10 protein-coding genes are annotated in these 12700 nt (G+C 42.8%); 4 read left to right on the top strand and 6 right to left on the bottom strand.

Annotated elements, in window-relative coordinates:
- The first annotated feature begins 147 nt into the window (after positions 1 to 147).
- Positions 148 to 1029 carry a shikimate dehydrogenase gene (locus NSTC745_RS13140; RefSeq protein WP_445637526.1) on the top strand — a complete coding sequence of 294 codons (882 nt, stop codon included), beginning with the start codon at positions 148 to 150 and terminating at the stop codon, positions 1027 to 1029.
- A gap of 251 nt (positions 1030 to 1280) precedes the next feature.
- Here NSTC745_RS13140 and NSTC745_RS13135 read toward each other — a convergent pair whose 3' ends face one another.
- Positions 1281 to 4340: a PAS domain-containing sensor histidine kinase gene (locus NSTC745_RS13135; protein WP_445637525.1), complete on the bottom strand. Its 3060-nt coding sequence runs from the start codon at positions 4338 to 4340 to the stop codon at positions 1281 to 1283.
- Between the two features lie 424 nt (positions 4341 to 4764).
- Here NSTC745_RS13135 and NSTC745_RS13130 point away from each other — a divergent pair, with 424 nt between their 5' ends.
- The gene (locus NSTC745_RS13130; RefSeq protein WP_445637524.1) at positions 4765 to 5964 is read left to right on the top strand and encodes an alpha/beta hydrolase; all 1200 of its coding nucleotides are present in this window, start codon (positions 4765 to 4767) and stop codon (positions 5962 to 5964) included.
- A gap of 103 nt (positions 5965 to 6067) precedes the next feature.
- Here the strand turns inward: NSTC745_RS13130 and NSTC745_RS13125 are convergent, their stop codons facing one another.
- On the bottom strand, positions 6068 to 6679 hold the full coding sequence (locus NSTC745_RS13125) for a hypothetical protein (RefSeq protein WP_445637523.1): 612 nt from the start codon (positions 6677 to 6679) through the stop codon (positions 6068 to 6070).
- Positions 6680 to 7327: 648 nt separating this feature from the next.
- Here NSTC745_RS13125 and NSTC745_RS13120 point away from each other — a divergent pair.
- The gene (locus NSTC745_RS13120; protein ID WP_445637522.1) at positions 7328 to 7759 is read left to right on the top strand and encodes a biotin carboxylase; all 432 of its coding nucleotides are present in this window, start codon (positions 7328 to 7330) and stop codon (positions 7757 to 7759) included.
- A gap of 100 nt (positions 7760 to 7859) precedes the next feature.
- Here the strand turns inward: NSTC745_RS13120 and NSTC745_RS13115 are convergent, their stop codons facing one another.
- The 3 genes from NSTC745_RS13115 to upp form a co-directional block, all read right to left on the bottom strand.
- Positions 7860 to 8123, bottom strand: a complete 264-nt coding sequence (locus NSTC745_RS13115; protein ID WP_096534711.1) for a YggT family protein — start codon at positions 8121 to 8123, stop codon at positions 7860 to 7862.
- 120 nt (positions 8124 to 8243) lie between these two features.
- Positions 8244 to 8594: a hypothetical protein gene (locus tag NSTC745_RS13110; protein ID WP_445637521.1), complete on the bottom strand. Its 351-nt coding sequence runs from the start codon at positions 8592 to 8594 to the stop codon at positions 8244 to 8246.
- A 71-nt stretch (positions 8595 to 8665) separates the two neighbouring features.
- Positions 8666 to 9316, bottom strand: a complete 651-nt coding sequence (gene upp / locus NSTC745_RS13105) for a uracil phosphoribosyltransferase (RefSeq protein ID WP_445637520.1) — start codon at positions 9314 to 9316, stop codon at positions 8666 to 8668.
- A gap of 527 nt (positions 9317 to 9843) precedes the next feature.
- Between upp and crtH the strand changes: the two genes are divergently transcribed.
- Positions 9844 to 11334: a carotenoid isomerase gene (gene crtH / locus NSTC745_RS13100; RefSeq protein ID WP_445637519.1), complete on the top strand. Its 1491-nt coding sequence runs from the start codon at positions 9844 to 9846 to the stop codon at positions 11332 to 11334.
- A gap of 196 nt (positions 11335 to 11530) precedes the next feature.
- Here the strand turns inward: crtH and xth are convergent, their stop codons facing one another.
- The gene (xth, locus tag NSTC745_RS13095) at positions 11531 to 12313 is read right to left on the bottom strand and encodes an exodeoxyribonuclease III (protein WP_445637518.1); all 783 of its coding nucleotides are present in this window, start codon (positions 12311 to 12313) and stop codon (positions 11531 to 11533) included.
- Positions 12314 to 12700 lie beyond the last annotated feature (387 nt).

Raw genomic sequence — 12700 nt, 5'->3', positions numbered from 1 at the left:
CAGGGAAGCAGGGGAGCAGGGGAGCAGAGGAGCAGAGGAGCAGAGGAGCAGAGGAGAATAATAACTCGAAACTCCCAACTCCCAACTCCTAACTCTTAACTCCCAATGACAAATGACAAATGACAAATGACAAATGACTAATAACTAATGACTAAAGAAAAATTAATTACAGGCAAAACTAAGCTATTAGGCGTAATTGGACATCCGGTGGAACATTCACTCTCACCAGTGATGCATAATGCTGCAATCGCTCATTTAGGATTGGATTACGTTTATCTCCCTTTTCCTATCGAACCACAGAATTTAGAGGTAGCGATCGCAGGTTTCGCGGCTGTTGGTGTTGTCGGTTTTAGCGTGACAATACCTCATAAACAGACAATCATGCCCCTCCTCTCAGAAATTACCCCCATTGCTCAAGCTATAGGGGCAGTAAATACTGTTAGCCGCAAAGATAATAAATGGGTAGGCACAAACACAGATATCGAAGGATTTATCGCTCCTTTACAGACAACATATAAGCAAGATTGGAGTCAAAAGATAGCCGTAATTTTAGGCAATGGTGGCGCGGCTAGAGCAGTTGTAGCAGGTTGTCATCAACTAGGTTTTGCCAAAATTTATGTATTGGGGCGCAATGTGCAGAAATTACAAGCATTTTGCGATAGTTGGATTAATTCACCTATAGACGAGAATTTGCAAGTCGGTACATGGGATGAACTAGCAAAATTGATTCCTCAAACAGATTTGCTAGTAAATACTACCCCTATCGGGATGTATCCCAAAGTTGATGAGTCGCCTTTGAGTGTAGAGGAAATAGCAAATTTACCAACAGGTGCGATCGCCTATGACTTAATATATATTCCAAAACCAACTCAATTTCTCAAGCTTGCAGAAAAACAAGGTGCAATTGCGATCGATGGTTTAGAAATGCTAGTTCAACAAGGGGTAGCAGCATTAAAAATCTGGTTGCAACAGGAAACTATACCTGTAGAAGTCATGCGCCAAGCTTTAGAAAATTATTTGGATTTATAGGTAGAAAGCACAAGATATAGCGGTTTTGAATTGAATGGAATACACCGAAATAAAATCAAATCATTGTAGGGGCTTTACAGCTGTAAAACCCCTACTGTAGTCTATTCAATTGCAAATTGCTATAGTTCGGATGAAAAAGTTTTTCATTATAGCCGTAGTCACATAGCTTAGGACATTGTGAAACCGTAAATGCTAAGAACAGTAAGAGTTTTACCTCCTGCCTCTTGCTATACCATGCATGTAAGTAGTTCTTATCTGTTTCCTACTTCATGATGGCCTTTGTCTTGTGTAAAAGTAATTTTAAATTCTGTTCCCTGCTGAGTATTAATTTCAATTTTTCCTCTTAACTGCTTTGCTAATCCTTGGATAAGGCTGATACCTAGTGTTTTGGATTTTTTGGAATCGAAGTCCGCAGGTAGACCAATGCCATTATCCCGAACAATCAGCATTAAATTGTGTTGGTGCGGCTTGCGTGTAAAAGATTTATCTTCTTGGTAAAACTTCACCTCTATTTCGCCTATACTATTGTTGGGAAAAGCGTATTTCAAAGCATTAGAAACTAATTCATTGATAATCAAACTACAAGGAATCGCAGTTTCAATGTCCAAACTAACATCATCCACTTGAATATTTAGTTGAATTTGACTCGATTTAACATTATAAGAATCAAATAAATTACTAGTTAAATCTGGAATGTATTGAGCAAAATTAATATTCGCTAAATCGTCAGAGCGGTACAGTTTTTCATGAACTAAAGCGATGGAAGCTATGCGGTTTTGGCTGTCGCGCAAAATTGCAGTGGCTTGAGCATCTTGGGTGCGTCTGCACTGCATTTGCAGCAAACTGCTGACAATTCCTAAATTGTTTTTCACGCGGTGGTGAATTTCTTGAAGTAATACTTGCTTTTCTTTCAAAGAAGCTTTAATTTTTTCCTCGGCTTGCTTGTGTTCGGTGATGTCTTGATGAACAGCAACTATAACTTTTCCATACTCAGGATGATCGAAAACAGATGCGGTGGCGCTACACCAGAAGAGGGTGCCATCTTTCTTTACATTATGGACTTCATAGGTAGCTTCATGATTTTGAAAGATAATATTGCTAATTGCTCGATACAGGTCTTCAGAGGTAGTCCGTTCATCTCCATAGTTGACAATTGACACATGCTTACCTATTAGCTCATCAGAATCATAGCCAAACATTTGCTCAAATTTGGGGTTGGCGTAGACAAAGATTCCATCATCAACTCGCACCAAACAAATTCCCTCTGCCATGTTGCGGGTGATTACTGCTTGCAGTTCCAACATTTGTTCGGCGCGTTTGCGTTCAGTAATCTCAACTACAACAATACCAATTCCTATGGGTTTAGCGTCTTCAGACAGAATAGGGAAGTAAGAAGCTAGCCAAGTGCGAATTACACCAGGGAGTTTTGGAGTTTCTCCGCTAAGTTCAAAATCGAGAATTGCTTCTCCTGTTGTCAAAACATGTTGAAATACCTGTTGCTGCTTTGGTGCTATATCGGGGACAACCTCCCACGGTGTCTTGCCAATATGTGCTGTTGCTGGAATGCCATTGATTTGTGCTAATGCCTCGTTAATGAATAAGTAACGCGTTTCGTCATCGAGAATAGTTATACCAACGGGTGCGCTGATGATGAAAGCGTCCAATAATTGTTGTTTATAAGCTAATTCTCGTTCCAGAATCTTGCGTTCTGTAATATCTAGGATGGCTCCATACAGTCTAATAGTTTGTCCTTGAGGATCGTAAGCTACATCTGCTTTCGACTCAAGGTAGCGCAATGAACCATCGGGTCGAACAATGCGATATTCAAGATTGAAAGGTTTTCCCTTGGCGATCGCTTCTACCAACTGCTTCTGCAACCCTGGGCGATCTTCTGGGTGAACCATCTCGATAAATTCCGCTTGCGTTGGTGCTGATTGAGTGGAATTTAGACCGAAGATGCGAAAGGTTTCGGCTGACCAAATTTGTTTTTGAGGTGCTAAGTGCCATTCCCAACTGCCCATATGAGCAATCTTTTGAGCAGTAGCTAGTAGCGTTTCACTGCGTTGGAGTTGTTCCTTTGCCTGTTGACGTTTGATGAGTGCGGCTTCTCGTTCTGTAACGTCTTGGGAAGTGCCATATAGGCGAATGACTTTTCCATCAACGTTGAATTCTGCATGGCCAATTTCCTCAATATAAATAGTAGACCCGTTTGGAGATGCTCGCAAAATGAGTTTGTAAGATTCGCCTGTTGAGATTGCCTGCTCAATTGCTTGGGCTAATTTTCCTGCATCTTCTGGGTAGTACATTTGCAAAATTTCTTGATAGTTCGGCTCTGATTTAGCTGGATCTCTGCCGAACAGTTCAAAAAGCTGCTTTGACCACCTAATTTTTTGACTGGCAATCTCAAATTCCCAATTACCAAGACGGGCAACTAACTGAGATTCTTCTAACAAAGCTTTACTTTTGCATAGTGTTTCTTCGGTGTGCTTTAAGTCGGTGACATCAACCACCAATCCATCCCAAGCTACACGTTCGTCTGGTAACTTGCGTGGCATGGAACGAAAATGAAACCATTTGAGCTGACCGCTGGGCGTTTGGATTCGCAGTTGGATATCAAACACCGACAGTTCCCGCCAGGATTTATCAACTGCTGCCTGGAGGCAAGGCACATCCTCTGGAATAAATTGGCGATATAGCAAACTTGAATCTTTTAGTGCTTCTTCTGCCTTAACTTGTGTCAGTTTTTCGATTCCCGTACTCAGATAGTAAAAGCGATCGCTACCATCCAGTTCGCGGATTACTTGATAAATCGCTCCATTGGGCAAATTATCCCCAATTCCCCGCAACATAGCTTCACGTTCTTGCAATGCCAGTTCTGCTTGCTGCCTTTCCCCAATCTCACGTTCCAGTTCTCGGTTTGCAGCCTCTATTTGTGCAGAACTGGGTAACGCAAGTGCAGCTGGTATTAATTGTATTAGCGTCAAAGATGTGTACACTGATATTAAGGCTGCGATCGCTTTGATACAACCACTTAACCAATAAGTTGGATACCAGAGTGTCCAAATCTCCATCAGGTGGCTAGTACCACAAGTCAGGATAAATGTGGCAAATAGTAAAACTATCGAGTTAAAAGGCAAATCTCGACGCTTGCCGACAAAATAAACTAACGTGACGGGAATTGAATAATAAGCAAGTGCAATTAAAAAATCGGATACAACATGTAACCCTACTAGCTCTGGTTTCCAAAGATAGCAGTGTCCGTGGGGGACAAACTGTTTATAAGCAACAAGAGTTTTCAAAAGTTCCAGCATCAATTTGCCTCAAACACAACTTGTCCGAGAGAATTAGTAGTCAATTATACTTAAATTGTTGATAATTCAATTATTGAGATGCGATCTTAAGGTGAGGCAGGAGGTAAAACTATTGCTATTCGTAGCATTCACGCTTTAAAAATCTTCTAACCTATGTAACTACCGCTATACCTGAAATACGCAATAAGTATAGGACTTACGGACTGAGGGCTGAAACCTCGATCCTCCCTAGCCCGCCTTAAAAAAGGGGGAATTTCTAAAGCCACGCCACTTGCTTGGCTTTCGGGAAACCCGCCCACCGCAGTGGCTCCCCAATTTGTCGGGGGTTGGGGGATCTGAGTGCGTAAGTCCTGAACTATTGCAAACCGCAGCATTGACGGATAAATTGTACTTCTTGTGAATCGTTATTACTGTTATTTAATACATGTTCTTGAAACCAAAAATCCTTTTATCTTGGCTTGCATTATTAGTAAGTTTTACAAGCCTATTTCTCAGTTCTTGGATTATACTTCCTGCTCCAAATATGTTTTTACTGACGCTAGCAGTGGGAGCGCCAGAAGTCAGCCCTTGGTTATTTTTATTAAATTTACTCTCTTTCTTGCTTTCTTTTTTCTGCATTCGTCGGCGTCAACTACGGCGTTTAGCTTGCACTGTCAGTTTAATCGGATTGTTAATTTGTGGATGGGTGCTAGTCAATATTCCAGTCACTCAAATGCAGATGGCTAAAGCGATGAAACAAGATTTAGGAGCAGATTATCTAGAAAAAATTCCAGTTCAACTAAGCACTAAAATGCAACCTCATCCGTTTAACTTAGTTAATTCTTTCCGGGGTATTGCATTAGGAAAAACGCGTCATCAAAAAGATATTATTTTTGCTACTCCTGCGGGAGTGCCTTTAAAAATGGAAGTTTACCAACCGCCAGAGGTGGGAAAATATCCAGCAGCGATCGTAATTTATGCTGGAGCTTGGCAAGGTGGCAATCCTAGCGCCAATGCGGAGTTTAATCAATATATTGCTCATCAGGGATATACAGTATTTGCGATCGATTATCGACATGCACCTAAATATCAATTTCCATCTCAATTAGATGACGTGCGTACAGCCTTAAATTTTATTCGCAAACATGCAGCCGAATATGAAGCCGATCCAGAACGTATTGTCCTTTTAGGACGTTCTGCCGGGGCACACTTAGCAATGTTAGCGGCTTATCAACCTGATGCACCACCCATCCGTGCTGTAGTTAGCTATTACGGGCCTGTTAATTTAACTGAAGGATACAAAACACCACCGAATCCCGATCCTATTAATAGCCGCGCTGTTTTGAGAGCATTTCTCGGTGGTTCTTTAGAAGAATTGCCTAATCAGTATCAAATTGCTTCACCGATAAATTACTTGACGCATCCTTTACCGCCAACTTTATTAATTTACGGCAGTCGCGACCATTTGGTACAAGCTCGATTTGGCAGACAGATGTATGAACGTTTGCATGATTCTGGTAACACTGCGGTGTTCCTAGAAATTCCCTGGGCAGAACACGCTTTTGATGCTGTTTTTAATGGTGTGAGCAATCAATTAGCCCTGTATCATACTGAGAGGTTTTTAGCTTGGGCGTTGCAAGATTGACTAGTGAAGTGACTGGGGACTGGGGACTGGTGACTGATAACTGGGTACTTAAGAATTATTCTCCTAGTCCCCATCTCCCCATCTCCCCATCTCCCCCTCCTCCCTACCTCTGACACCAGCGCCAGTTATAGCGATTCCATTCGTAGATTCCTTGGATTTCATACTCAGCGCCGTTGAAGAAGCGGACGACGCAATTAGTACAGGAGTTAGCGCGATTGCTAATTTCATCAACCTGAATCACGATGGATGGAAACCACTCCGGTTTACATGGCCCATCTTCTTGCACCCATTCCCATAATGCATTGCAAATTTCAATGCGATCGCCTACTTTCAACTTCAATGCATCTTCTAAATAACAATACTTATCAAAATGGTACGACTCAACACGGTTGAGCCACTCTAAACCATAGCGTTGGCGGATAAATTGTACTGTTCCAGAGTCATTTTCCAACAGCCAATCATTAAGTAATTGTACTTTCCAAGTACGGTTACGTTGTTCCTGGCTCTTTACAAACTCTAAAAATACTTCTAACTCCTCTGGGCTAAGTTCGTCCAAAGGATTAGTAACATCTGACGCCCCAGAGTTAGAATTTTCCTGAATTTGCTCAACGAATTGCAATAATATCTCTTTCTGCGCGTCAGTGAGAGGACAGCCTACAGCATCACAACTATTAAAGGCTGCTTGCATAGCTGTTTCAATCTCATCTGGTGTCATAAAAATTAATAGCAATCGTAGGTTTGTTTACTTAATTATTACAAATGTTAAATTAAAGTTTCCAATCAACCTGCCAATCGAGCTGTAGTTAGATCGGGTTCGATTCAATACTTATGATTAGGGTCTAATTGATAATGCCGACACTTCCAGGCGAAAACAGGAAAAAATGCGAACAATTATTAGCATTTTTCTATCGGAAATGGCCATGACTCAAACTCAGCATCCAACAAAATCCCAGACTTTTGAGGAATTTCTGGCTTATGGCGATCGCACAGATACTCGCTACGAATTATTTTTCATAATTTTGCGTAAGTAATGCACCAGATACTTTGGTACGTTAAGCTTCGCTATAACGCACCCTACTGGACTGGCAAGCCTAAATTGATGCAAAAATTGTAGGTTGGGTTGAGGCTCTGCGAAACCCAACACCCCGATCGATGTTGGGTTAAGGAACGAAACCCAACCTACTCCTAATGCACTATTTTAGTCTTGCCACGCCACAACAGTTTAAGGTTTACTTTATAAATTGCCTCTTAGCATGGCTCATGCAATAACCGTTGTCAGTCAACCGTCATCAATCAATCGTAATTCCGTTGTAAGCTGAGGTTATAAGTTACAGAATTATTGAATTAAATTACGGAGTCTTTTATGCGGTTGCGGTCACTCACGGTTACTTTTATTTGCTTTTTCATCACTTTTCTATCGTGGGTGCTTACTCCCTCGGCTCTGGCGTTGACACAGATTAGACTATTTGATATTTCTTATAACGATTGTCCCCCAGAACTGGCAAAAGGAGCTGTTATTAGTAGCGGTAGTGCTGCTGCTAATTGCTTTATTGTTACTGGCAAGGCAGAAAATGGTAGTAAAAAAACAGTTTATGATGCAGATATTTATGGACGCATCTATGATGCCAATAATGATTCAGTAATGCAAAATCGCACCCGTCTTGGTTCGATTGCTGAGATACCACCAGGTGTTAGCGATTTTGAATTGAGAATTTCTGTGCCTGCTAATCAGCCTACTCCATTAAAGCTGAAGCAGTTCAAGGCAGCTGGGTTTAGCGCTCCAGTGCGTAAGTAATAAATTTTAAGTTACAAAATTTTAAGTTACATAAGTCTGGGCTAACCAGCCCAGACCTTAAATTCTTTAGCTAAACATCGAGCAAACAGCAAATTCTGTACTAGACAACGTAGGCCAAACGACTGATAAATCCGCCTAAAAATTGCAGCAGTAAAATAGCTAACATTGGTGAAAAATCTATACCGCCCAGTGGAGGAATGAATGAGCGAAAAACATTCAGATAAGGGTCAGTTATCTGACTCAAAGCGGCAAATGGTTGGTCATACCAGTTAATCGTTGGGAACCAGGTTAAAAGAACCCGAATTAGCAACAAAAAAGTATAAATCTGCGTAAAAGTAGCAAGAGTGGTAATCAGTAATTCCATAGATAACGTGGTTTCCTAGTAAGTTTCAAACGAAGTCTTATCTATTGATTTTAATTTAGTCCATACCATCGTGTTTGTGGAATTAGTACTTACCACACTTTCACTATGCTGGAACAAAGCTTAGGAATCCTTAGTGAAGGAGCGATCGCCAATCTGTGCTGAACCGCCATTCACATTTCCCAGCTGCTTTCGCACTTCATCAATTGTGGCATTTAGCTGGGCAATTTTATCTTCTAGCGATCGCCGAGCTGTTTCTATGCTGACGCTCTCAGCTTCGGAGGCTTTCATTTGACGCCGCTTTGCTGCTATTCTCTTAGCCTCGGCTTGACTATCTGTTTGTTCTGTCTCTTCCTCTGCTAGCAATTCCGGATCGCGTCGAGAAGCAATCAGCGCCCCGATAACACCACCAAATACGCTACCGACAAATGCCCCTGCTAAAAAACCACTGGCAAAACCATCTCGCTGACTCATATGTTTACCGCCTTGAACAATCTTGCAATTACAGTAGTTATGCCATGAATCTATCTTAGCTGCATACTAACTTAAGTCCCAAAGATGCGATCGCCTGCATCCCCCAATCCCGGTACAATATACCCCTGACCATTAAGTTTTTCATCAATGGTAGCGGTGTAAACTATTAAACCTGGATAGGTAGCACTCAGTTTTTGCAAAGCCGGCGGAGCCGCCACCACACAAATAATCCGCGTTAGGGTTGGATCGACACCCCGCTGTGTCAATTCTGCCATTGCCGTCATAATTGACCCTCCCGTTGCCAACATCGGATCGGTAATTAACACTCGTGTTTGGGGGTCAAATTTTTCTGGTAACTTGTTCAAATAACAATGAGGTTGCAGTGTCTCTTCATCTCGTGCCAATCCCAGATGATAAATTGATGCTAAAGGTAGTAAAGTCTGCGCTCCCTCTAGTAATCCCAGCCCAGCCCGGAGAATTGGTACTACTGCCACTGGTATTTGTGGATCGATCACAGTTGCTGGACACATATCCAAGGGACTCTGCACTGCTGTTTCTTGAGTAGGCAACCAGTCACGTGCAGCTTCATAAGTCAGCCATCTTCCCAACTCAGTCATAGCACTGCGGAATAAAACTGAAGGCGTGCCTGCATCACGGGCCACTGCCAGCCAGTGTTGTATCAGGGGATGAGGTGGTACGTAAACCCGCAATTGTAGCGTCATAGCCAGAAGTCAGCGCCTATTGTACATGAACTGAAGAACCATAATACTCTTTCCTGCATCCGACTGACTAGGAGAGGGGAGGTAGGGGGCAGGAGGCAGGAGGCAGGGGAAAAGGTTAAAGGTTAAAGGGAAAAGGAATAAATCTAATCTTTCCTCTTTTCCCCGGTTGGTGAGCTTGCCTGTCCTGAGCTTTGTCGTTGGCGAAGCCTCTCGTAGAGAAGGGTCGAACCATACCCCTTTCCCCATGCCTGATGCCCTCATCTCCTTGTCCTCTTCGATAACGGCTAAAATTGACGAGTTAATTTTATTGATAAATATTTTCATTAGGCGTTGACATCAATTCTCAATCAAGGCTATATTGTTATACAGTGTTCTCCTCTCTTTAAGGATCGGCAGACGGGATTAGCCAGCGGCAGCAGGCTTGTCCCTCTTTTTTGTGATTAGGCATCGGTGATGGGAAGATGGGGAAAGAGGAAAATAACAAATGCCCAATGCCCAATGACATAATGACCAAGGACTAATGACAAATGACAATTGATGCGATCGTTATTGGGTCTGGGATTGGTGGTTTAGTAACAGCGACTCAGCTAGCAGCAAAGGGAGCGAAAGTGCTGGTACTCGAACGTTATTCGATCCCAGGTGGTAGCGCTGGTTATTTTGAACGGCAAGGTTATCGATTTGACGTTGGAGCATCAATGATTTTTGGGCTGGGGCAAAAGGGTACTACCAATTTACTCACCCGCGCACTGTCGGCTGTAAATGTTAGCCAAGAAGCGATCGCAGATCCAGTGCAAATTCACTATCATCTACCCCAAGGTTTAGATCTGAAGGTTGACCGGGTTTATGAAAAATTTTTGCAAAATCTTACTGCTCATTTTCGCCACGAAGAACGGGGAATTCGTCGCTTTTATGACGAATGTCAAAAAGTATTCAACTGCCTCAATAACATTGATTTGCTGTCGCTGGAAGAACCTCGGTATTTACTGCGGGTATTTTTCCAGCATCCTTTGGCGTGTCTCGGTTTAGTTAAGTATCTGCCCCAAAATGCAGGGGACATAGCCAAACGCTACATCAAAGATCCCCAATTATTGAAATTTATCGATATGGAATGTTATTGCTGGTCGGTAGTTCCAGCAGACATGACGCCAATGATTAATGCTGGGATGGTCTTTTCTGATAGGCATTACGGCGGAGTCAACTATCCCAAAGGCGGAGTCGGCCAAATTGCCCAAAAACTGGTTGAGGGTCTAGAAAAAGCTGGGGGTGAGATTCAGTACCAAGCCAGAGTCACGAAAATTCTCACAGAACAGGGACGAGCGGTAGGCGTGCAGCTGGCTAACGGTAAAGTATATCGGGGTAAACGCATAGTCTCTAATGCTACACGCTGGGATACATTTCAACAATTACTACCAGCAGAGGAAATACCTCATAATGAGAAAAACTGGCAACAAAATTATCAAAAATCACCTAGCTTCTTGAGTTTACACATGGGGGTAAAACAGTCAGTTTTACCTGAAGGAACGGAGTGTCACCATATTTTGCTGGAAGATTGGGAAAAGATGATGGCGGTGGAGGGCACAATTTTTGTTTCGATTCCCACACTGCTTGACCCAGATTTAGCACCAAGTGGATATCATATCATTCATGCGTTTACGCCTCACTGGATTGATGATTGGCAAGGACTTTCTCAGACTGAATACGAAGCGAAGAAAGAAAAGGCGGCTTGGCGAATTATCGATCGCCTAGAGCAGATTTTTCCCGGCTTAGATGCCGGATTAGATTATTTGGAAGTAGGAACACCCCGCACCCATCGCCGCTTTTTGGGTCGTGAGGATGGCACCTATGGCCCAATTCCCCGACGCAAGTTGCGCGGGTTGTTGAAAATGCCCTTTAATCGCACCGCTATTCCCGGACTTTATTGTGTTGGGGATAGCACCTTTCCCGGCCAAGGATTGAACGCAGTAGCTTTTTCCGGTTTTGCCTGCGCTCACCGCATTGCCGTAGATTTAGGATTTTGAAGGAGGCAGGGGAGCAGGGGAGCAGGGGAGCAGGGGAGCAGGGGAGCAGGGGAGCAGGGGAGCAGGGGAGAGTTGTTGTACAAGTTCTTTCTCGTGTGCACCTCTGCTCCTCTGCCCCTCAGCCCCTCTGCACCTCAGCCCCTCAGCCCCTCTGCCCCTCCGCCTCTTCTGCCCCCTGCCTCTTCCCATGCCCAATTTAAAATTCAACAATCACCGGCACATGGTCGCTGGGTTGGGTTAATTTTCTCGGTGCAGCATCGATGATGCAACTTTTAGCGCGTTCATAAAGTATGGGTGTAAGATAATGATGATCGATCCGCCAACCTAAGTTGCGACGGAAGGCGGCGGCGCGATAATCCCACCAGCTATAATTTCCGCCTTCGCTAGTAAATTTACGAAACGCATCGGCAAATCCCAGTGTCAGAATATCCCGTAAGGCTTGGCGCTCTGTTTCTGTAGCCATAATATGATTTTCTGTACTCACTTGTTCGTGAATATCTTTTGCTTCTGGTGCAATGTTGAAGTCACCGCAGATACAAATATCCGGTTGTGACAGCAGGAGCAATCGCAAGTATTCACGTAGCACTGTGAGCCAGCGTAATTTATATTCGTATTTTTCGGTTCCTACCGCTGCGCCGTTGGGAACGTATAAGTTCACAATCCGAATACCGTCAATGACACCTGTAATTACTCGCTTTTGTTCGTCCCATTCCGGCGGTAAATCTTTCAAAATTGCCCTAAAGCCGCTACTTACGTCTAAGAGGGGTTGCCGGCTGATGAAAGCTACGCCGTTATAAGATTTTTGTCCTGATAGATAAAGCTGATAGCCCATTTCCTCAAAAGGCGATCGCGGAAACTCGGCATCTATAACTTTGGTTTCTTGCAAGCACAGAACATCAACGGGATTATGAGTTAACCAATCAGTAACCTGTTCGAGACGAATGCGAATTGAGTTGACGTTCCAAGTAGCGATTTTCATGAGTTGGCTATCAAAACTTTTGTAAATTACCAATTACAAATTATGTAATTTTTCTACAATTATTTAATATTTATAATTTACATCCTATTTGTTCATTGCGTTTAAACCAAGCTGTAATAATTTGATCCCGTGTAATAATTTAGTATTTGGAACTACAAAATATTCATTTTTGTAAGTTCTGCTACAAAATATTCTACTAGATTATGATCCCGAAGACAGATGCAAGCAGTAATTGATTAGTTATAGGTTATAAATGTGGCTCGAAGCTAACTTTTGCCGACAGTCTAGAGATTTGTTGGTAGAAAATTTGCGGTAGGGTAAACCGAATATTGTGCTTTTGGTAGCCTGTTAGGTTAATTTAAATTTCAAAAAAGTAAGTACAAATGC

It is taken from the genome of Nostoc sp. DSM 114161 (assembly GCF_052692665.1).
The sequence above is the reverse complement of the archived record's forward strand: the minus strand, read 5'-3'. Positions and strand labels throughout refer to the sequence as shown.